Genomic DNA, 21,600 nt, shown 5'->3' with positions numbered 1-21,600 from the left:
CCCACCGATACCGGCTCGGGCATCCTGCGGGGGCGGCGAGAACGGGGGCGAGTTCGCGCCACTCGCGCTCCGGCAGCGCGGCGTGCTCGACGCCACGCACGGAATACCCCAACGGAGCAAGTGATTGACGCTTTCGCCTGACCAGTACCGCCCCTACAGGAAGGCCCCCATGACCACCATCGCCCTCGCCCCCGAGCAGGCTCACGCCCGCCTTGCCGAGCTGACCGTCATCGACGTGCGCACCCCCGGCGAATACGCCTCCGGCCACCTGCCCGGTGCCCACAACATCCCCCTGGACCACCTCGACCGGGCACTCGACGCCATAAAGATCGCAGCCGGCCGCGGCGATCTCCTTCTCGTCTGCGCCTCCGGCGTCCGCTCCGCCCAAGCCTGCCGGCGCCTCGCCGAGCACGGGATACCCGCCGCCGGCCTCACCGGCGGCACCGACAACTGGATCCAGCTCGGCCACGACATCCACCGCCCCGCCGGCGCCCGCGCGGCCTGGGCCATGGAACGGCAGGTCCGGCTCACCGCCGGAGCCCTCGTCCTGACCGGACTCATCGCCGGACAGCGCCGGCCCGCGGCCCGCTGGCTGTCCGCGGGCGTCGCCGGCGGCCTGGTCTTCTCCGCCCTCACCGACACGTGTGGCATGGCCCGCGTCCTGGCCAAGCTCCCCCACAACCAGCCCCGCGCCACCGACCTCGACGCCACCCTCGCCGCCCTCGTCGGCTGACGCAGCGTCAGGCCGCTCCGTCGCCTTCTTGACGGTCCACCGGGCCGCACCCACACTGATGGGCGACGGTCGACCAGGTCCCCACCGGTGCGGTGGGGCACGTGCGGTCTCGTGCTCCGGCGAGGCCCGATGACGGGACCGGCGCGCATGCCCAGGACATCCGAGAAGAGCGAGAGCGCCTGTCGGCCCCTCCGGCAGGCGCCGCTGCCGCGTCCGCACGTGCTGACCAAGCGCCGCCACATCGATCTGCTGCGGCTCCGGCGCGGCTGCGCTCCGACCGGCTGAGCCGAACCGGTCCGCAATCGCAGTCCTGGGTCCGGGCGTTGCGCGCCGCGGCGCGCCGCCGGGCCATCCTCCCCGCACGGCCACCGGCGCCGAAGAAGTCACCGTGGCTCCACCGCACCCATGGAGACAGCCATGTCCCAGACCTTTGCGCACACGTCGCTTCCGGCAACGCTTCACGATCCCCACGCCGTCATGTCCACGCACTTCCGCGCCCGGATCGGCGCCGATCCGGGCGGTGGTTTCTACCCGGCGCCGCACCGCTACCACCTGTATCTCTCGCGCGGCTGTCCGCGCTCGCTGCGCGTCTCGATCACCCTCGGCCTGCTCGGACTCGACGAGACGGTCGGCACCACGCTCCTGCCGTTCCCGGCCGACGGCTGCGACGCGCTCGCTCCGCTGCGTACGGCCTACGAGACCACCCGGCACCACTACGCCGGTCCGCTGACCGTGCCCGCGCTGTGCGACCGGTGGAGCGGACGGGTTGTCAGCAATCACACCCCCGACATCCTCGACGACCTCGCCCGCCACTTCACCGACCGGGACAACGCCGATCTGCCCCGTCTGCGGCCCGCCTCCCTGGCCGCCGACATCGACGCCGTACGCGAACTCCTCGGCGAGGGCCTCGTCCAGGGCCCGGCGCTGGATCTCCTGGAGCGTCAACTGGCGTCGCACCCTTATGTGCTGGGCGAGACGCTGACGGCCGCGGACGTGGATCTGTGGGTGGCCCTGGTCCACCTGGACGTCGACGCCGTGCGCCGCGTCGCCGCTGGTGACCGCCTCTGGTCGTACGTACGGCGGCTGGGTGCTCATCCGGCTTTCCATAAAATTCCGCCTTTGGAGGGAAAGCGGGAACAGAGCGGTCAGGATCTGTGTTCATCCCGGTGTCAGCGGGAAGCCCTGGCTTGCTGAGTCCGCAAGCGCGAGGCCGAGACGGCGTGAGCCGGTCGGGATGGAGGTGACGGCAGTGCGGGGAGCCCCTCAGCGGCCCATGGTCACCGTCGTCACGTACTCGCGGCGGCACATCGATCTCCAGCGCGTCGCCGCCGCCCTGTGTCCGGCGTACGAGTCCGTCGCCGCGCGACACCCGGCCGCTTAGGCCGTTTCCGCACCTGGCCCTGCCTTCGCCCGGCCCTCCCTTTCGCCGGCCCTTTTCCCTTTTCGCGGACGTCTCCACCCCGACTGAGCACGGGCGCGGACGTCTTTCGGCATGCTCATAGGAAGCAGTGCACCCATGCCCCGAGCATCACACGCAGCCCTCCACCTGGCCGTCGCCCTCGATGGCGCCGGCTGGCATCCCGCGGCCTGGCGGGAGCCGGACGCCCGGCCCGGCGAACTGTTCACCGCGCGGTACTGGACCGGCCTGGTCACCGAGGCCGAGCGGGGTCTGCTGGACTTCGTGACCATCGATGACTCGCTGAGCCTCCAGACCTCCCGGTACGTCGAGCCGGACGAGCGCACCGACCAGGTACGGGGCCGGCTGGACGCGGTACTGATCGCCGCCCGGGTGGCGCCGCTGACCCGGAACATCGGGGTGATCCCGACCGCCGTGGTCACCCACACCGAGCCCTTCCACCTCTCGAAGGCAATCGCCACCCTCGACTACGTGAGCACCGGACGGGCCGGAATCCAGGTCAGGGTGTCCGGACGCGCCGACGAGGCCACGCACTTCGGCCGCCGTACGGTGCCGGGCCTGCGCATCGAGGACCTGGCCACGGCGGCGGGACAGCCCTGGGTGAAGGAGCTGTTCGACGAAGCCGCGGACTACGTCGAGGTGCTGCGCCGGCTCTGGGACAGCTGGGAGGACGACGCGGAGATCCGCGATGTCGCCACCGGCCGGTTCATCGACCGCGACAAGCTGCACTACATCGACTTCGAGGGCGCGCACTTCAGTGTGAAGGGCCCCTCGATCACCCCGCGCCCGCCCCAGGGACAGCCGCTCGTCGCCGCGCTGGCGCACGCGTCCGTCCCGTACGAACTGGTCGCCCGCTCGGCCGACCTCGGATTCGTCACCCCGGACGGCGCCGATGACGCCCGGGCCGTCCTGGCCGAGATCCGCGCGGCGCAGGCCGCCGCCGGCCGCGCCGACGAGACCGTGCACGTCTTCGGCGACCTGGTGGTCTTCCTCGACGACGACCCCGGCGCCGCCGCGGACCGCAAGGCCCGCCTGGACGAACGCGCCGGCGCCGAGTACAGCGGCGATGCCCGCGTCTTCACCGGGACTCCCGGGCAACTCGCGGACCTGCTCGAGGAATTGCGGGACGCCGGATTGACCGGCTTCCGGCTGCGGCCCGCCGCCCTTCCGTACGACCTGGAGCAGATCACCCGCCACCTCGTGCCCGAACTCCAGCGCCGTGGCGCGTTCCGTACCGCGTACGAGGCGAGCACCCTGCGCGGGCTGCTCGGACTGACCCACCCCGCCAACCGCTACGCCGCCGCCTGAGCCGGAAGGACCGTACGAGTATGAGCAAGTCCGCCACGCCACTGAAGCAGATCCACCTCGCCGCGCATTTCCCCGGCGTCAACAACACCACCGTATGGAGCGACCCGAAGGCGGGCAGCCACGTCGAGTTCAGCTCGTTCGTACACTTCGCGCAGACCGCCGAGCGCGCCAAGTTCGACTTCCTCTTTCTCGCCGAGGGCCTGCGGCTGCGGGAACAGGGCGGCCGGATCTACGACTTGGACGTCGTCGGGCGGCCCGACACCTTCACCGTCCTGACCGCGCTCGCCGCCGTCACCGAACGCCTCGGCCTGACCGGCACGATCAACTCGACCTTCAACGAGCCCTACGAGGTGGCCCGCCAGTTCGCCAGCCTCGACCATCTGTCGGACGGCCGCGCCGCCTGGAACGTCGTCACCTCGTGGGACGCCTTCACCGGCGAGAACTTCCGCCGCGGCGGCTTCCTGCCGCAGAACGAGCGCTACTCGCGGGCGAAGGAGTTCCTGAGCACCACCACCGAGTTGTTCGACTCCTGGCAGGGCGACGAGATAGCCGCCGACAAGGAGTCGGGCACCTTCCTGCGGGACGCGCGGGCCGGGGCCTTCGTGCACCAGGGCCGGCACTTCGACATCGCCGGACAGTTCAACGTCCCGCGCAGCCCCCAGGGCCGCCCGGTGATCTTCCAGGCCGGCGACTCCGAGGAAGGACGCGAGTTCGCGGCGTCGAGCGCGGACGCGATCTTCAGCCGCTACAGTACCCTCAAGGAGGGCCAGGCGTTCTACACGGACGTCAAGGGCCGCCTCGCCCATCATGGACGCACCCACGACCAGCTGCTGATCCTGCCCGCCGCGACCTTCGTCCTCGGCGACACGGACACCGAGGCGCAGGAGCTGGCCCGCGAGGTGCGCCGCCAGCAGGTCAGCGGCGCCACCGCCATCAAGCACCTGGAATTCGTCTGGAACCGCGACCTGTCCGGCTACGACCCGGAAGGACCGCTCCCCGACATCGACCCCGACCTCGGCGAGCACACCATCGCCCGCGGCCGCGCCCAGGTGCGGATGTACCGCGACCCGCTGGCCACCGCCCGCGAGTGGCGGGAGCTCGCGGCCGCCAACAAGTGGTCGATCCGGGATCTGGTCATCGAGACCGGCAGCCGTCAGGCATTCGTCGGCTCCCCGGCCACCGTCGCCGAGACCATCAACTCCTTCGTGCAGGCCGATGCCGGCGACGGCTTCATCCTCGTCCCCCACATCACCCCCGGCGGGCTCGACGTCTTCGCGGACACCGTCGTCCCGCTGCTCCAGGAGCGCGGCGTGTTCCGTACGGAGTACGAGGGCGCCACCCTGCGCGACCACCTCGGCCTGGCCCATCCCGACGCCGACGCGGCGGCCGAGCGGGCCGCGTCGTGAAGTTCCTGGCCATCACCCTGATCGTGCACGCCCCGGACCCGGTGACCGGCGTGCGGAAGTCCACCCAGGACCGCTTCCGTGAGGTGATCGACAACGCCCTGCTCGCCGAGGAGCTGGGCTTCGACGGCTTCGGCGTCGGCGAGCGCCACGAGCGGCCGTTCATCTCGTCCTCGCCGACGGTGGTGCTCAGCCACCTCGCCGCCCTCACCCGGCGGATCCGGCTGTTCACCGCCGTGACGACGCTGAGCCTGCTCGATCCGGTGCGGGCGTACGAGGACTACGCGACCCTCGACCACCTCTCCAACGGCCGGCTCGATCTGATCATCGGCAAGGGCAACGGCACGGCCCAGCGCGAGCTGTTCCACGTCACCGCCGAGGACCAGTGGGACCGCAACGCCGAGTCGTACGAGCTGTTCCGCCGGATCTGGCGGCAGGACAAGGTGACGTACGCGAGCCGCTTCCGCCCGGAGCTGAAGGAGGCCGAGGTCTGGCCCCGGCCGTTCCAGCAGCCGATCCGGGTCTGGCACGGCAGCGCGACCAGCCGGGAATCGGTGGATCTCGCCGCCCGCTACGGGGATCCGCTGTTCTCCGCCAATGTCACCAACCCGATCGAGCCCTACGCCGAGCTCATCCGCTACTACCGGCAGCAGTGGGAGCACTACGGCCACGACCCCGCCCTGGCCACGGTCGGCGCGGGAACGGCCGGTTTCTACACCGCCCGCACCTCGCAGGAGGCTCTGGCCGCCTACCGGCCGGTCTTCGAGGGCCGTCTGGCCTTTCAGAAGCAGCTCGGCCTCGAACCGGTCTTCCGCACCCTGGACGACTTCGTCGAGCGCAGCTCCGCCCTCATCGGCAGCCCGCAGCAGGTGATCGAGAAGGTGCACCGCTACCACGAGCAGTTCGGCCACAGCGTGCTGCACCTGCACGCGGACGGCGACGGCCTCACCGACGGCCGGCACCGGGACAGCCTTGAGCTGTTCCAGTCCGACATCGCCCCGACCCTGCGCCGTGAGATCCCCGACCCGCCGTTCGCCTGGGGCCCGGTCGCGCCCGCCACGGCCCTCTGACAAGGAGCAGCATCATGGCCAACACTCCCCTCGCTGTTCTGGACCTCGTGCCGATCTCGTCCGGGTCCACCGCGAGCCAGGCGCTGCGCAACAGCATCGACCTGGCCCAGCAGGCCGAGCGCCTCGGTTACGCCCGCTACTGGTTCGCCGAGCACCACCTCAACCCCGGCGTCGCGGGCACCTCCCCGGCGGTCGTCCTCGCCCTCACCGCCGCCGCGACCTCCACCATCCGGCTCGGCGCCGGCGCGGTGCAGCTCGGCCACCGCACCGCCCTGGCCACGGTCGAGGAGTTCGGGCTGCTCGACGCGCTCCACCCCGGCCGGTTCGACCTCGGTCTGGGCCGCTCCGGGGGCCGGCCCGCGCCGTCCGGCCGGCAGCCGGCACTGGTCGGTGCGGCGGCCGTCGTGGACGGGCGGACGCCGGGCGGGCTGAGGATCCCGGCCCGGTTCTCCTTCGAGCACCTGCTGCGCCACCCGCGTTTCGTCCTGCACAAGAAGCTGCTCCAGCAGCCGGGCGCCGAATCCCAGCCCTACGACGAGCAGATCGCCGATGTCCTCGCGCTGCTGGCCGGCACCTACGCCACCGCCGACGGGGTCGAGGCACACGTCGTACCCGGCGAAGGAGCCGAGCTGGAGGTCTGGATCCTGGGCAGCAGCGCCGGGATCAGCGCGGACGTCGCCGGCGCCCGCGGACTGCGGTTCGCCGCCAATTACCACGTCAGCCCGGCCACCGTACTGGAGGCCGCCGAGGCCTACCGCGCGGCGTTCACACCCTCCGCCGAGCTGGCGCGGCCGTACGTCAGCGTCTCCGCCGACGTCGTCGTCGCCGAGGACGAGTCCACCGCCCGCGAATTGGCCACCGGCTACGGCCTGTGGGTACGCAGCATCCGCAGCGGCGACGGCGCCATCCCGTTCCCCTCCCCCGACGAGGCCCGCGCCCACGCCTGGACGGAGGAGGACCGCGCGCTGGTCGAGGACCGCCTCGACACGCAGTTCGTGGGCTCGCCCCGGCAGGTCGCCGATCAGCTGGAGACGCTGCGCGACGCCACCGGCGCCGACGAGCTGATCATCACCACCATCACCCACGACCACGCCGACCGGGTCCGCTCCTACGAGCTGCTCAGCGACGAGTGGAGCCGGCGGTGACCGCGAGCCGGGCGGCCGGACGAGCGCTCCGGGGGCCGCTGAGGCAGGTCCGGCCGCTGCGGCGGTGGGCCGGCCACGCCCGGAGAAATGCCGTCTGACCTGTGCGGACGTTCACGTCAGGGGCCGCTGTCAGTGGGCGGGTGCAGACTGACCCGTATCTGCGACAACGGCGTCCTGGAGGTGTCGGCCATGACCGACGTATTGCTCACCGTAGGTACTCGCAAAGGGCTCTTCATCGGCCGCAGGCACAGCGGCCGATGGGAGTTCGACGGCCCGCATTTCAACGCGCAGGCGGTCTACTCGATCGGGATCGACACGCGCAGGGCCGTCCCGCGGCTGCTGGTCGGCGGTGACAGCGCGCACTGGGGCCCGTCCGTGTTCCACTCCGACGATCTCGGGGTGAGCTGGACCGAGCCGAGCGCACCCGCGGTGAAATTCCCCAAGGACACGGGCGCGTCCCTGGAGCGGGTCTGGCAGCTGCATCCGGCCGGCCCCGCGACGCCCGACACGGTGTACGCGGGCACCGAGCCGGCCGCTCTGTTCCGCTCCGACGACGGCGGCGAGACCTTCCAGCTGGTCCGGCCGCTGTGGGAACACCCCACCCGCTCGCGGTGGGTACCGGGCGGCGGTGGTGAGGCCGTGCACACGGTGGTGACGGACCACCGGGATCCGAAGGCGGTGACCGTCGCGGTCTCCACGGCGGGGGTGTTCCGCTCCCGGGACGGCGGCGAGAGCTGGGCGCCGTCCAACCAAGGCGTGTCGGCGGTCTTCCTGCCCGACCCGCATCCGGAGTTCGGCCAGTGCGTCCACAAGATCGCGCAGGACGCGGGCGATCTGGACCGGCTGTATCTGCAGAACCACTGGGGCGTGTTCCGCAGCGACGACGCGGGCGGCCGGTGGACCGACATCGGCGCCGGGCTGCCGTCCGACTTCGGCTTCACGGTCGCCGCGCATCCGCACCGCGCCGATGTGGCCTATGTCTTCCCGATCAACGCCGACGCGGACCGTGTCCCCGCCGGGCGGCGGTGCCGGGTCTACCGCACCCAGGACGCGGGCGGCAGCTGGGAGCCGTTGTCGGCCGGGCTGCCCGAGGGTGATCACTTCGGCACGGTGCTGCGCGACGCGATGTGCACGGACGACGCCGACCCGGCGGGGGTGTACTTCGGAAATCGCAACGGCGAGGTGTTCGCGAGCGCGGACGACGGGGACAGCTGGCAGCAGCTCGCCTCTCATCTGCCGGATGTGCTCTGCGTCCGGGCGGCCACCCTCGGCGCGTAAACACCGTGCGGCGGCGGCCGGTTGACCGGTGGGGGGCCGGCAACACGATCCGCAGAGTGACGGTGCCGCCCCGTACTACCGGGGCCCGTCCTCGGCTGCCGCGTCGAGGTCCGACCATGTGGCGTCGGTCAGGTCGCTGCCGGCCCAGCGGGCGGCGGACATGACCTCGTGCGCCGAACGGAAGCCCGCGACCACGCCGGCCACGGTGGGGTCGCGCAGTGGGAAGCGGACGGCGGCGTGGGGAAGGACGGTGCCGTGCCGGGCGCAGACGTCGGCAAGGCGCCGGGCACGGCGCAGCAACGCGTCGGAGGCGGGACCGTAGTCGAAGGAAGCGTCATCGGGTGGGCGGGGCCGGCTGAGCAGACCGGAGTTGAAAGGCGCTGCGGCGACCACCGAGACACCTCGCTTCGCGCACTCCTCCAGCAGGGGGCGAGCGGTGCGGTCGATCAAAGTCCAGCGGCCGGCCACCATCACGGTGTCCACGTCCGCTTCGGCGACGACCCGCAGCAGCGGGGCGACGGTGTTCATACCGACGCCCACAGCGCCGATGACGCCTTGGTCGCGCAGGTCTGTCAGGGCAGGCAGTGCCTGGTCGAGGGCAGCGTCCAGATGGTCGTCGGGGTCATGGACGTAGACGATGTCCACCCGGTCCAGGCCCAGGCGGGTCAGGCTGCCCTGAAGGCTGCGCAGGACGCCGTCACGCGAGTAGTCGGGGCGGCGGATCAGTGTGTCCGGTACGGCGAAGCCCCCTGCGGCCAGGTCGGATCCGGTGGGAGCGGGGTGGGGTTCCAGCAGACGGCCGACCTTGGTCGAGACGGTGAAGTCCGCCCGTGGCCGGTGGGCGAGCGCCGCGCCGAGCCGTCGTTCGGACAGTCCGAGCCCGTAGTGCGGGGCGGTGTCGTAGTACCGCACACCGACATCCCAGGCGGCCTCGACCGTGGCCCGCGCCCGGTCGTCGTCGATCGGGGCGTAGAGATTGCCGATGGGGGCGCCGCCGAACCCCAGGGAACTGACGCGGACACTCGTACGACCGAGCCTGCGGGCCGTCACGCGGCGATCCCGTACCAGCGCGCCGCCGTCGTGCCGAAGACCGCCTCACGCTCATCGGCGCTCAGATGGCCGGTGAGCGTCTCGGCGACGGCCAGGACGTCGTCGTAGCCGGCCGCGAGCAGGCAGACCGGCCAGTCCGAGCCGTACATGAGGCGGTCCGGGCCCACCGTCGCGAGCAGTACGTCCACGTAGGGGCGCAGAGTACGGGCGGGAGCTGCCCCGGTCCTGGTGACGAGGCCGGAGAGTTTTACGGCGACGTTGGGGCAGTCGGCCAGATCGGTCAGCAGCGAGGTCCACGGCTTCATGCTGTCCGTGCCGACGACGGGGTTGCCGGCATGGTTCAGGACAAAGCGAACATCCGGCAGGTCGCGTACGGTCCGGACGGCGGCGGGCAGTTGGTCGGGCCGGACGAGCAGGTCGTATACGAGACCCGCGGCGCCGACCGCCTCGATGCCCCTGCGGACCTCGGGACGCGCCGTCCAGTCCGGATCGGCCTCGTCCTGGACGCCGTGCCGGATGCCGACGAGCGCGGAGCCCCCGGGCCGCTCGCGCAGTTCCGCGAGACGGTCGGCGACAGCCGGTTCGATCAGGCTCGTCCAGCCGACGACCGCTCGGACGCGCGAGTCCTCGGACGCCAAGGCGAGCAGTTCCGGTGTCTCCTCCGGCACGGCGATGGTCTGTACGACGACGGTCGCGTCGATGGTGTTCCGGTCGAGCGCCGGCCGCAGTTCGGCGGCGGTGAAGCTCCGGCGCAGGGAAGGGAGGTCGCGCGTCCACGGCTGGTCGCGTACTCCGAGGTCCCACAGATGGTGATGAGCGTCGATGCGCACGTTTGGTCCTTCGGGTCGGTGGACGGATTCTCGGACGCGAGCCCCCGCCCGTCGCGGCGTGCGGCGCGGGCCCGCATCTCCGTGGGCGGCGGACGCGGGCAGGGCACGCATCCTCAGTCGAGGTGGAAGATCTCCTCGGCGGAGGCCCACCACTGCCCCTCGGCCACGCTGTCCAGCGGCTGCTGGCACGGGTCGGTCAACGCCCACCACTCGCCGGAGACCGGGTCGGCGGCAATCGCCGCGGTGTCGGCGGTGTAATCGGTCCCGGTGTACTCCAGGTAGCTGAACAGCAGGCCGTCCCGCAGAAAGATGGAGTAGTTGCCGATGTTGGCCCGCTTGAGGGTCGCGAGCACGCCCGGCCATGCGGCGGCGTGCAGTGCGCGGTACTCCGACTCCTTCTCGGGCCGCAACCGGATCACTGCGGCAAAACGCTGCACGGCTCAGCCCTCCCCCCGCAGTCGGCGCACCCACGGTGCGTCGGCCGGGCGAAACTTTGCGGACACGATGTCTCCTGCTCGTAGGTAGGGCCGGTCGTGCCGTGCCGGTCTCTTGGCGGTCTCTCCCGGCTCGGCCGCGCGCTCCATCCAAAAGGATCTGCTTCATCCGTCAGGTAGGACCTTAAGGATCGGATCCCTTGCGCACAATGGTTCCGTATCGGATATCCCTTTTGATGCCTTAAATAGGGGTACGCAAGGGTGAGTGGGCGAAGTTTCCGTCAGACTCTTCTCAATACGTAACGTGGATGTCATAGTTTCCCCCACCGATGAACCAGATTAATCAGTACTTACAAGAGGGGGGTTATGCCATGGCAGCTCCATCACAGGTCCCTGGCGACGGAGATGACGAAGCGTCGGGTCGCTACCGGCCGGGTTACGAACTGGTCGCCGAGCAGCTGCTGAACTACATCGCCGAGCAGAACCTGCGGTCCGGGGACCGGCTGCCCACTGAACAAGGCCTGGCTCAGATCCTGGGCGCCTCCCGCAACGTCACCCGCGAGGCGGTGAAGGTCCTGGCCGCCATCGGCCGGCTGAGTGTGCGGCGTGGCGCGGGAATCTTCGTCGCCGACTCGGCCGGCGGGCTGGTGGACGACCACCTCTCGCACTTCCGGCCGACGAGCATGGAAGACGTCCTGATGCTCCTGGAGTACCGGACGGTGATCGAGTCGGAGACAGCGCGCCGCGCCGCCTCCCTCGCCACGCCGATCGAGGTCAGGACCATCCGGGAGTGCGCCGAGACATCACTGGTGGCGGCCAGGGCGGCCGACGGGTACGGCTTCGCCAAGGCCGACACCGCGTTCCATGACGCGGTGGGTGTCGCCGCACACAATGTGTTTCTGAGGTCGAGCGTCGCCAGCGTGCGGCGCCTGGCGTCACAGTCCGATGTGCTGCTCTTCCACGGCGACGCGCCCGGGTCGCTGGAAGTGGCGGCGGGACAGCACCTCGCCATAGCTGAGGCGGTCGCCGCGGGGGAGGCCGATCTCGCCGGGGAGCTGATGGTCGCGCACATCGCCACCACTCAGAGCCAGTTCGAACGAAAGATCCGCGACCGGCTGTTCAACCTTGACCACCGCGGCGCCTCCAGGGCACCAGTGCGGCAGTCGAGAGGCACCGGTGCCGCGGACGAGCCACTGTCCCCGGAGACGTCCGCCTCGTAAACCGGCATCACGCCGGCGCCACGGCTCGCGGAGCGAGCCGCCCAACGCCAGAGGAACCCGGAGGACGACCGGGTTCCCGACGTCACTTCATCAAGGCGATTGGATTTCCGTGTCTGAACCGTCTGCTCGCACACACATACCCGTGCCGCTCCGAAGAGTATTCGTCGCCGCCCTGTCCCTGGCCGCGGCGGCGGCGCCCCTGGCCGCCGGGCCGGCCCAGGCCTCCTCGTCGAAGGCATCGGGCCTGAACGTCTATGTCTCGCCGACCGGCAAGGACTCCGGAACCGGCACCGCCGCACATCCGTTCAAGACGCTGGAACACGCGCGGGACTATGTGCGTGAGGCCAAGAAGAAGGTCAGCGGCGATGTCCATGTGCTGCTGAAGTCCGGCACGTATCAGCTGAGCCGCACCTTCAGCCTCACCGCTCAGGACTCGGGCAAGGACGGCTCCCGTGTCATCTACGAGGCCGCTCCCGGCGCGGACCCCGTGATCAGCGGAGGCAAGCGGATCACCGGCTGGACCCCGGCCGACTCGACGGGCAAGGTCTACAAGGCCGAGGTGGGCGACCTCGACACCCGCCAGCTGTACGTGAACGGCGAACTGGAGACCCGGGCGCGGAGCACGAAAAACCCGTCCGGCTTCAGCAAGACGTCCACCGGCTACACGTTCACCGACAGCAGCATCAGCGCCTACAAGAGTCCCAAGGACCTGGAGGTCGTCAGCAGCTGGGGCTGGAAGCTGCAGCGCTGCGGAGTGGAGTCGATCTCCGGCAACACGATGACGATGGAACAGCCCTGTTGGCACAACGCCAACCTCCAGCAGGGCCAGGAGATCCAGAACCCCACCTGGCTGGAGAACGCCCGCGAACTGCTGGACACCCCCGGTGAGTGGTACGTGGACAAGGGCGCGGGCGAGGTGTACTACCTGCCCAAGGACGGTCAGAACCTGTCGACGGCGACCGTCACGGTGCCGGTCGTACAGGACCTGGTCGACCTGAACGGCACCAGGGCCAAGCCCGTCACCCACGTGTCCTTCGAGGGCATCACCTTCTCCTACTCGACCTGGCTCGCCCCGAGTTCGTCCGACGGCCTCATCGAGGGCCAGGCGGGCTTCCGGATGGTCGGCGAGGACAACCCCGACTTCAACTCCACCCGGCTGGAGTGGCAGAAGACGCCCGGAGCCGTCAACGTGAGCTACGGCCACGACGTCAGCTTCGAGGGCAACACCTTCACCCACCTCGGCGCGGTCGGCCTGAACCTGAACACCGGCACCCAGGGCACCGACGTCACGGGCAACGTCTTCCGTCAGATCGCCGCCACCGGCATCCAGATCGGCGGCGTCGAGGTGATCGACGCCCATCCCGACAACCCACGGGACATCACCAAGGACACCATGGTGGACAACAACGTCGTCACCAAGGTCGCCGACCAGTACAACGGCTCGCTGGGCATCCTGGCCGGCTACACCGACCACACGGTGATCACCCACAACAAGGTCTACGACCTGCCCTACAGCGGTATCTCCGTGGGCTGGGGCTGGGGCCTGACCGACGCGGGCGGCGACACCAACTACCCGGACGACAACCTGGGCGTACCGGTCTGGGACACCCCCACGACCAGCCGGGACAACATCGTCACCGGCAACGAGATCTACGACATCATGAAGTCGCAGGCCGACGGTGGCGCTGTCTACACCCTCAGCGCCAACCCCGGCGGCACGGTGTCCGGCAACTACATCCACGGCGTTCCGACGCACGCCTACGGTGCCGTCTACCACGACGAGGGCAGCCGCTACTGGCAGAACACGGGCAACGCCTTCTGTGACGTGGCGTACCAGTGGCTGTTGTTGAACCACGGCATGGACATCAACGCCACCGGCAACTTCACCACCCAGCCCGCTTTCAGCACCCAGTTCAACAGCACGAACAGCAACATCAGCGGCAATGTCACCGTCGACTCCTGCGCCCAGCTCCCGGCCTCGATCGTGAACAACGCCGGTCTCCAGCCGGCCTACCGTCACCTCGACCCGGGCCCGGCCGTCACCGACACCAAAGCGCCCACCGCCCCCGGCACCCCGGCCGCGACCACCGACTTCCCGACGGTGGCGGACCTCAGCTGGACGGCGTCCACCGACAACACGGGCGTCACGGGCTACTCCGTCTACCGCGACGGCAAGCTCGTCAGCGCCACCGGCAAGACCTCGGTGCGGCTCTCCGGCCTGACCGCCGGCCAGACCTACACCGTCCGGATCACCGCCCGTGACGCGGCCGGCAACGAGTCCGCGCCGAGCACGGAACTGAAGGTCACCCTGCCCTCCGGCAGCGACCTGGCGCTGAAACAGCCGGTCACGGCTTCGTCGGACTCGGAGCAGAACGTCCCCGAGAGGGCGGTGGACGGCGACCTGTCCACCCGCTGGGCCCAGGGGCTCGGCCTGCCCGACCCGTCCTGGATCCAGGTGGACCTCGGCGCCCAGTACGACGTGAACGGCGCGATCACCACCTTCGAGAAGAGCAGCGGCTACACGTACCGCATCGAGGTCTCGCCGGACGAGGTCAACTGGAAGACGCTGGCGGACCACACGTCCGCGAACACCACGGCGATGACCGACTACTCGCACACCGACGAGCCGATCACCGGCCGCTTCGTACGGCTGACCGTCACCGGCTCCAGCGGCAACGGCGGAAGCATCTTCGACTTCCAGGTGTACGGCGAGGCCGCCGCCCCCAGTTCGGACCACACGGCCCCCGCCGCCCCCGCACAGCCCGACGTCACGCCGCTGCTGCCCAGCGTGGTGGACCTCAGCTGGCCGGCCGCGACCGATGACACCGGCGTGACCAGCTATGTCGTCCACCAGGACGGCCGGCGGATCGCCGTCACCGGTGGCACCACCCTGCGGGTCTCCGGCCTGACCCCGGAGAAGGAGTACTCCTTCACCGTCGTGGCCCGTGACGCCGTGCTGAACACCTCGGAGCCGAGTGAGGCGGCCGTCTTCACCACTCCGGCCGACAACGACCTGGCACTGAACAAGGCGGTCACCGCGTCGTCGGACTCGGAGCAGAACTTCCCCGAGAAGGCGGTGGACGGTGACTTGACCACCCGCTGGGCGCAGGGACTCGGCCTGCCCGATCCGTCCTGGATCCAGGTGGACCTGGGCAAGGACACCAGCGTCTCCGGCGTGGTGACCACGTTCGAGAAGTCCAGCGGCTACAAGTACCGCCTGGAGTACTCGACCGACGGCACGACCTGGTCAACGCTCGACGACCACACCTCCACGAACACCGTCTCGTCGGCCGGCTACTCGCTCCCCGACGAGCCCGTCACCGCCCGCTACCTGCGGCTGACCGTCACCGGATCCAGCGGTAACGGCGGCTCCATCTACGAGATCCAGGCGTACGGCGAGTTCTGACCGTACGCGTCCCCCTCACCGGGCCGGCACGTTCCCACAGAAAACGAAAGCCACGATGAAGATCACCCATGTCGAAGTACACCGGATCGACGTCCCGGCGGCCAGCCCTCCCTTCAAATGGCGGGACGGACTGAGCGGAAGCGCTCCGCTGGGCGACGGCGCGGTCCTGCGCATCGGCACCGACGAGGGAGCCGAGGGGGTGGCTCTGTTCGCCCGGCCGGGAGCCTTCACCACCTTGCGGGACCTGGTCGATCTGGTCTTCCGTGACGAACTGGTCGGAGCCGACCCGTTCCAGCGGGAATGGCTGTGGCACCGGGTGTGGGAGCTGGACCGTATCCACGAACTCCCGCTCCCCACCCTGGGCCTCATCGACACCGCCCTGTGGGACCTGGCCGGCCGGTGTTACGGCCAGCCGGTCTGGCGCCTGCTCGGCGGCTTCCGGGAGGCGATCCCCGCCTACGCCTCCACCTCGACGTTCTCCAGCGTCGCGGAATTCCTCGACGTGGCGGACCAGTGCCTGGAACTGGGCTACCGCGGTATCAAACTGCACGCCTGGGGCGACGCCCGCCGCGATGCCGAGCTGTGCCTGGCGCTGCGCGACCACGTCGGTCCCTCGGTCCCTCTCATGTACGACGGGTCGGCCGGCTTCGACCTGCCCGACGCGATCCGCCTGGGGCGGGCACTGTCCGAGGCGGACTACCTCTGGTACGAGGAGCCGATGCGCGAGTTCAGCATCTCCGCGTACCAGAGGCTGGCGGCCGCCGTGGACGTACCGCTGCTGGTGGCCGAGACCTCCGACGGAGCACACATGAACTCCGCGGACTTCATCAGGGCCGGTGCCGCCACCTTCGGTGTGCGGGCCGGCACCACCCTCCGGGGCGGGATCACCGGCGCCATGCGCACCGCACACCTCGCCGACGCCTACCGGCTCCGTGCCGAGGTGCACGGTTCGGACATCCCGAACCACCACCTGTGCATGGCCATCTCCAACACCACCTATTACGAGTCCCTGGTGACCGCGGCGAAGGTCGTCCGCGAGCGCCATGTGGACGCTCAGGGCCTGGTGCACGCCCCCACGGGGCCGGGCATAGCCCTCCCGCTCGACCTCGGCTACGGCAGCGAACTGCAGAGCTTCGTCGAGCAGCCGCGCTGACCGGGCGGTGGCCGGTCGGCAGTAGTCCGCCCCGCCACCGCATCCGGGGCCCCCATCCGGCGCGTTACCTGTCCCACGCAAGAACAAGAAAGGCAAGACGATGAGGTCTTCCGGATCTCCGAGAGCCCGCCGACGCGGCATGGCACTGCGCACCGCCGCAGTCGCGCTCTCCCTGGCCACAGCGGCTGTACTGGCCGGCTGTGCCAGCGCCGACACCTCCAGCGGGTCCTCCTCCTCGGGGTCGGCGTTCAAGCCGGTCACGCAGAAGGACGGCTCGCAGATCACGGTGTGGGCCGACTCCACCCGGCTCCCGTCGGTGCAGGCGTACCAGAAGTCGCACCCGGACGTGAAGATGAAGATCGTCACGTACGACGGCGGCGCCGACGGCTCCACGTACCTCCAGTCGAAGGTGCAGCTGTTCGACCGGACCGGCAGTGGCTGGCCGGACGTGGTATTCGGCTCACCCACCGACGTGACCTGGGCGTCCGAGCCCACAAAGCCCGGCGCGCAGCCGTTCGCCGCGCCCCTGGACGACAAGCTCGTACCGCAGAGCACGCTGGACGGCTTCGCCAAGGGCTCCCTCGCGCCCTGCCAGTTCAACGGTCACACCTACTGCGTGCGCAACGACATCGCGCAGGTGGTGCTCTGGTACAACAAGTCCCTCATGGACAAGTGGGGCTATCAGGTCCCCACCACCTGGGAGCAGTACGCGGCCCTGGGCAAGCAGGTCGCCAAGGATCACCCGGGCTATCTCGTCGGCTCGGTCGGCGACACCAACTCCCACGAGTCGTACTTCTGGGCCGGCCAGTGCCCGGCGTTCAACCTGGTGAAGCCGGACGTCCTGCGCACCGCCCTTCAGGACCCGAAGTGTGTCCGCATGGCGACGCTGCTGGACGATCTGATCTCGGCCAAGGCCGTCACCACCAAGGGTTTCTTCAGCCAGGGCTTCGCCAAGGACAGCGGCAGCAAGGTGATGATGGCGTACGGCCCGTCCTGGTACGGCCAGTACCTGTTCAAGGCCGCCTTCAAGACTCCGGCCAAGCAGATCGCCGTGGCGTCTCCGCTGACCTGGCAGGGCGAGACCACGCCCTCCACCGGCAACGTCGGCGGCGGTGTGTGGATGGTGTCCTCGCACAGCGCCAACCTCAAGGCGTCCACGGACCTGGCCACCTGGCTGACCACCTCCAACGAGAACCAGGCGTCCGCGCCCACCTACCCCGCCTACACCAAGGCCGCCGATGCGTGGCTGGCCAACCCGGCCAACAGCGACTACTTCGCCAACGACGTGAGCAAGCCCTTCCAGGAGGCCGCCGACGAGGTGTGGACCGGCTGGTCGAACACCAAGTTCTCGGACGCCACCGCCTGGTCCAGCGTCGTACTGCCGGCCCTGACCTCCGGCAAGAGCCTGACCTCGACCCTGCCGGCCTGGCAGCAGGAGATCAGCAACCAGGCAAAGGCCCAGGGATACCAGGTGGTCAACGAATGACACTGCTGGAGACCGAGCGTGTCGCCGTCTCCCCCCTCCGCCGCGGCATCACGCCGCGGCGGGGGGGCCGCGGCCTCGCGGGCTACTTCTTCGTCGCCGGCTACGCGCTGCTGCTGTTCGCGTTCGGTGTGTTCCCCACCTGCTACTCGTTCTACCTGGCGCTCACCAACGACCAGGGCCGGTTCACCGGAATCAACCAGTTCCTGAAAGTCGCCCAGGACTACCGCTTCGTCCCGGCCTTCACGAACATGCTGATCTACCTGGTCATGTGGCTGGTGGTCCTCGTGGTCCTCGTCGTCCTGGTCGCGGTGATCCTGCGCAGCCGGGTGCGGCCGGGCACATCGGCGCTCTTCCGCTTCCTGTACTACATTCCCGGCGCCCTCGCCGGGGTCGCCAGCGTCCTGGTCTGGCTGTTCATGCTGGACCCGGACGTCAGCCCGGTGTCCTGGCTCCTCACGAGCATGGGAATGCAGAGCTTCGCGGCCGTGCTCGCGCCCGGCAATCTGCCGCTGATCCTTATGCTGATCGCCTTCTGGACCGGCGCCGGCGGCTGGATGGTCGTCATGTACGGGGCGCTGAACAACATCCCTGACGAGGTACTGGAAGCCGCCCGGATGGACGGCGCGGGGCCCTGGCGTACCGCCTGGCACATCCAGATCCCGATGATCCGGCAGTGGATCGTGTACATGACGATCATGGCCTTCGCCACCGGCACCCAGCTCTTTGTCGAGCCCCAACTGCTCCAGACCGCCAGCCTCGGCCGGGTGAGCCCCTCCTGGTCGCCCAACCAGCTCGCCTACGTCTACGCCTTCCAGCAGGGCGACTTCAACGGCGCCGCCGCCATCTCCGTCTTTCTGCTCGCGCTGGGACTCATGGCCGCCGGTCTGCTGGTCGCCCGATCGAACCTGTTCAAGTTGGACGAGAAATGACACAAACCGCTCTCCCTTCGCCAGCCGCGGGCCGCCGCGTCCGGCCTTCCCGGGCCGCCTCCTTCCTGGTCGTGGGCCTCCTCCTGGCCGTGCTGCTGGTGTTCTTCGTGCTGCCGGTGATCTGGCTGCTGCTCGCGCCGTCGAAGACCGCCGGCCAAGTGGTGCACGACAACCCGCTGTCCTTCGGCTCGTTCCAGCAGATCGGCACCGCCTGGCAGCACCTGTTCGCCTTCCAGGACGGCGCCATGACCACATGGCTGCGCAACTCGGCGATCTACTCCGTTGGATCGCTCGTACTGACGCTGGCCGTCAGCGTGCCGGCCGGCTACGCGCTGGCCCTGACGAAGTTCCGGGGACGCAAGACGCTGCTGACCATCACCCTGGTCACAATGATCATGCCGCAGGCCACCCTGGTGCTGCCGATTTTCCTGGAGCTCAACCGCTTCCATCTGATCGGCACCGTCTGGTCCGTGATCCTGCCCTTCTCCTTCTATCCGTTCGGCGTGTACCTGGTGTACATCTACTTCGGCAGCAGCCTGCCCAGGGATCTGCTGTCGGCCGCGCGGATCGACGGCTGTACGGAATGGCAGCTCTTCTCCCGCATCGCGCTGCCGCTGGCGAAGCCGGTGGTCGGGCTGGTCGCGTTCTTCAGCTTCGTGGGCAACTGGAACAACTTCTTCCTGCCGTACCTCGTCCTGCCGAACAGCGACCAGTTCCCCGTCCAGGTGGGCCTGAACCAACTGCTCACCTCCACTCCGTCGTTCAACCCGGTGGCTGGCGCCGGCCTGAACATCACCGTCCCGGAACTGTCCCTGGCGATTCTCGTCGCCATCCTGCCCGTTCTGGTGCTCTTCCTGTTCTCGCAGCGCACGCTGGTGTCCGGGATGCTCGCCGGAGCGACCAAGGAATGAGCGCCATGCGCGTCGCACTGTTCCCCGCCTGCGTCAACGACGCCGTCCACGCCTGTTCCGGTGGGGCGGGCGAGGGGGTCCGTCGGGTGCGTGCGGTGGGGGGCCGCGTGCACCAGTAGAGTGACACCCCGTGGCAGCACGACCGTTGAAAGAAATCGTCGAGCCCGGATGGGCGGATGCGCTGGGCCCCGTGGCCGGACGCATCGCCGAGATGGGCGACTTCCTGCGTACGGAAATCGCCGCGGGACGCACCTACCTACCGGCCGGATCGAATGTGCTGCGCGCCTTCCAGCAGCCCTTCGACGAGGTGCGGGTCCTGATCGTCGGCCAGGATCCCTACCCGACACCCGGACACGCGGTGGGGCTGAGCTTCTCGGTCGCACCCGAGGTGCGGCCCGTGCCCGGCAGCCTGGAGAACATCTTCCGGGAGCTGCACACGGATCTGGAGCTGCCCCGCCCCTCCAACGGCGATCTGACGCCCTGGACGCGCCAGGGGGTCCTGTTGCTCAACAGGGCACTCACCACGGCGCCCCGCAAGCCCGCCGCGCATCGCGGCAAGGGCTGGGAGGAGGTGACCGAGCAGGCCATCCGCGCCCTGGTCGCCCGCGGCAAGCCGCTGGTGTCCGTCCTGTGGGGGCGTGACGCCCGCAATCTGCGACCGCTCCTCGGCGACTTCCCGGCGATCGAATCGGCCCACCCCTCCCCCATGTCGGCGGACCGCGGTTTCTTCGGCTCGCGTCCGTTCAGCCGCGCCAATGACTTTCTGATCCGCCAGGGGGCGCAGCCCGTGGACTGGCGGCTGCCGTGAGTTGGGTGCTGGGCGTGGACTCCGGCGGCTCCGGCCTGCGGATCGCGCTCGGCTCCACGGATTCCGCCGAACCGGCCGGGGTCACGACGGTCGCCACCACCAGCTCCGCCGAGCCGGTGCGCACCGGGCCCGCCGGCATCGATGCCGGCCATCTGCTCGGTCAACTGCTGCCCGCGGTGGACACACTGCTGGCGCAAGCGGGCGCGGACTCGCTGTCCGCGATCACGATCGGCGCGGCCGGGATGGCGACGCTCGGCGACGGTCTCCGCGCCGAACTGCCCGCCGCGCTGGAACGTTCCCTGGGGGTCGGCCGGCTGGCGCTCGCCGCGGACGCGGTCACCGCCTACGCCGGAGCGCTGGGACAGCGCCCCGGGGCGGTCGTCGCGGCGGGCACGGGCATGATCGCGCTCGGTACGGATCTGACGGGCTGGCACCGCGCGGACGGCTGGGGCCATCTGCTCGGCGACTGCGGTGGCGGCGCCTGGATCGGCCGGGCAGGACTGGAAGCGGCCCTGCGCGCGTACGACGGACGGCGCGGCGGTTCACCCGCGCTGCTGTCCAGAATGGAAGCGTTTTTCGGGCCCGCCCCGGAGCTGCCGGGACTGCTCTACCCGCGCGCCGACCGGCCCGCCGTGCTTGCCTCGTTCGCACCGGAGGTGGCCCGCTGCGCGGCCGCCGATCCGGTCGCGGAATCCATCCTTTCGGCGGCGGCACGTCAGATCGCGGAGGCCGCCGCCGCGGTCTGTCCACCCTCGGACGAGTCCGAAGTCGCCCTCACCGGCGGCCTGTTCAAGCTCGGTGATCCGCTGCTCGTACCCCTGCGGGCCGAGCTGGCCGATCAGCTTCCGCATGCCACGACGGTGTCCCCGGTCGGTGACCCGCTCGCCGGGGCACTGCTCATCGCGGCGGCGCTCGCCACCGGCTCACTGCGGCTGCCGCACGATCCGCGGCTGCTGAACGCCCTGACACAACGGGATAGATGAGCAGAAAAATACCTAACGGATAAATAAGGACAGATG

At 69.9% G+C, this 21,600-nt stretch carries 20 protein-coding genes; 17 read left to right on the top strand and 3 right to left on the bottom strand.

The features are described from left to right. Positions 1-169 precede the first annotated feature (169 nt). The 9 genes from ACFVWW_RS33095 to ACFVWW_RS33055 all read left to right on the top strand — a co-directional run bounded on the left by ACFVWW_RS33095 (position 170) and on the right by ACFVWW_RS33055 (position 8,354). Complete coding sequence (locus ACFVWW_RS33095) at positions 170-733, top strand: rhodanese-like domain-containing protein (protein WP_384190872.1); 564 nt, start codon at positions 170-172, stop codon at positions 731-733. Between the two features lie 147 nt (positions 734-880). Beyond that, a complete protein-coding gene (locus tag ACFVWW_RS33090; protein WP_384190874.1) occupies positions 881-1,018 on the top strand; it encodes a hypothetical protein in 138 nt (45 codons plus the stop codon). A gap of 132 nt (positions 1,019-1,150) precedes the next feature. Continuing rightward, positions 1,151-1,927, top strand: coding sequence for a glutathione S-transferase C-terminal domain-containing protein (locus tag ACFVWW_RS33085; protein ID WP_386877996.1), 777 nt, complete (start codon positions 1,151-1,153; stop codon positions 1,925-1,927). A 55-nt stretch (positions 1,928-1,982) separates the two neighbouring features. After that, positions 1,983-2,114 (top strand): putative leader peptide, encoded by a 132-nt coding sequence (locus ACFVWW_RS33080; protein WP_384190880.1) that lies wholly within the window; start codon positions 1,983-1,985, stop codon positions 2,112-2,114. A 135-nt stretch (positions 2,115-2,249) separates the two neighbouring features. Beyond that, the gene (locus ACFVWW_RS33075; protein WP_386877995.1) at positions 2,250-3,458 is read left to right on the top strand and encodes an LLM class flavin-dependent oxidoreductase; all 1,209 of its coding nucleotides are present in this window, start codon (positions 2,250-2,252) and stop codon (positions 3,456-3,458) included. Positions 3,459-3,478: 20 nt separating this feature from the next. Further along, the gene (locus ACFVWW_RS33070) at positions 3,479-4,864 is read left to right on the top strand and encodes an NtaA/DmoA family FMN-dependent monooxygenase (RefSeq protein WP_386877994.1); all 1,386 of its coding nucleotides are present in this window, start codon (positions 3,479-3,481) and stop codon (positions 4,862-4,864) included. After that, positions 4,861-5,931 (top strand): LLM class flavin-dependent oxidoreductase, encoded by a 1,071-nt coding sequence (locus ACFVWW_RS33065; RefSeq protein ID WP_386877993.1) that lies wholly within the window; start codon positions 4,861-4,863, stop codon positions 5,929-5,931. The genes ACFVWW_RS33070 and ACFVWW_RS33065 overlap by 4 nt, the downstream gene beginning before the upstream one ends. Positions 5,932-5,945: 14 nt before the next feature. After that, positions 5,946-7,076 (top strand): LLM class flavin-dependent oxidoreductase, encoded by a 1,131-nt coding sequence (locus ACFVWW_RS33060; protein ID WP_386877992.1) that lies wholly within the window; start codon positions 5,946-5,948, stop codon positions 7,074-7,076. A gap of 189 nt (positions 7,077-7,265) precedes the next feature. Further along, positions 7,266-8,354, top strand: a complete 1,089-nt coding sequence (locus ACFVWW_RS33055) for a WD40/YVTN/BNR-like repeat-containing protein (RefSeq protein ID WP_384190892.1) — start codon at positions 7,266-7,268, stop codon at positions 8,352-8,354. 75 nt (positions 8,355-8,429) lie between these two features. Here ACFVWW_RS33055 and ACFVWW_RS33050 read toward each other — a convergent pair whose 3' ends face one another. From ACFVWW_RS33050 to ACFVWW_RS33040, 3 genes are all read right to left on the bottom strand, one after another. Then, positions 8,430-9,404, bottom strand: a complete 975-nt coding sequence (locus ACFVWW_RS33050) for an aldo/keto reductase (protein ID WP_384337038.1) — start codon at positions 9,402-9,404, stop codon at positions 8,430-8,432. Continuing rightward, complete coding sequence (locus tag ACFVWW_RS33045) at positions 9,401-10,234, bottom strand: amidohydrolase family protein (protein ID WP_386877991.1); 834 nt, start codon at positions 10,232-10,234, stop codon at positions 9,401-9,403. Before ACFVWW_RS33045 ends, ACFVWW_RS33050 begins: the two co-directional genes overlap by 4 nt. Before the next feature lie 113 nt (positions 10,235-10,347). Next, a complete protein-coding gene (locus tag ACFVWW_RS33040) occupies positions 10,348-10,671 on the bottom strand; it encodes an L-rhamnose mutarotase (RefSeq protein WP_384190899.1) in 324 nt (107 codons plus the stop codon). 368 nt (positions 10,672-11,039) lie between these two features. Here ACFVWW_RS33040 and ACFVWW_RS33035 point away from each other — a divergent pair, with 368 nt between their 5' ends. From ACFVWW_RS33035 to ACFVWW_RS33000, 8 genes are all read left to right on the top strand, one after another. Further along, entirely contained in the window at positions 11,040-11,888 is an 849-nt protein-coding gene (locus ACFVWW_RS33035; protein WP_384190903.1) for a FadR/GntR family transcriptional regulator, read from the top strand. 142 nt (positions 11,889-12,030) lie between these two features. Beyond that, on the top strand, positions 12,031-15,294 hold the full coding sequence (locus ACFVWW_RS33030; RefSeq protein WP_386877990.1) for a discoidin domain-containing protein: 3,264 nt from the start codon (positions 12,031-12,033) through the stop codon (positions 15,292-15,294). A gap of 55 nt (positions 15,295-15,349) precedes the next feature. Then, a complete protein-coding gene (locus ACFVWW_RS33025) occupies positions 15,350-16,447 on the top strand; it encodes an enolase C-terminal domain-like protein (RefSeq protein WP_384190909.1) in 1,098 nt (365 codons plus the stop codon). Positions 16,448-16,547: 100 nt separating this feature from the next. Further along, positions 16,548-17,933 carry an ABC transporter substrate-binding protein gene (locus tag ACFVWW_RS33020; protein ID WP_386877989.1) on the top strand — a complete coding sequence of 462 codons (1,386 nt, stop codon included), beginning with the start codon at positions 16,548-16,550 and terminating at the stop codon, positions 17,931-17,933. Beyond that, positions 17,930-18,862 carry a carbohydrate ABC transporter permease gene (locus ACFVWW_RS33015; RefSeq protein WP_384190914.1) on the top strand — a complete coding sequence of 311 codons (933 nt, stop codon included), beginning with the start codon at positions 17,930-17,932 and terminating at the stop codon, positions 18,860-18,862. Before ACFVWW_RS33020 ends, ACFVWW_RS33015 begins: the two co-directional genes overlap by 4 nt. Next, entirely contained in the window at positions 18,859-19,773 is a 915-nt protein-coding gene (locus ACFVWW_RS33010) for a carbohydrate ABC transporter permease (RefSeq protein WP_386877988.1), read from the top strand. The genes ACFVWW_RS33015 and ACFVWW_RS33010 overlap by 4 nt, the downstream gene beginning before the upstream one ends. A gap of 130 nt (positions 19,774-19,903) precedes the next feature. Next, complete coding sequence (locus ACFVWW_RS33005; protein ID WP_384337047.1) at positions 19,904-20,581, top strand: uracil-DNA glycosylase; 678 nt, start codon at positions 19,904-19,906, stop codon at positions 20,579-20,581. Next, complete coding sequence (locus ACFVWW_RS33000; RefSeq protein WP_386877987.1) at positions 20,578-21,564, top strand: N-acetylglucosamine kinase; 987 nt, start codon at positions 20,578-20,580, stop codon at positions 21,562-21,564. The genes ACFVWW_RS33005 and ACFVWW_RS33000 overlap by 4 nt, the downstream gene beginning before the upstream one ends. The last annotated feature ends 36 nt before the right edge of the window (positions 21,565-21,600 follow it).

Source organism: Streptomyces sp. NPDC058198 (assembly GCF_042882605.1).
Classification (GTDB): domain Bacteria; phylum Actinomycetota; class Actinomycetes; order Streptomycetales; family Streptomycetaceae; genus Streptomyces.
Note: the sequence above shows the minus strand (reverse complement) of the source record. Positions and strands in the feature narration are given on the sequence as shown.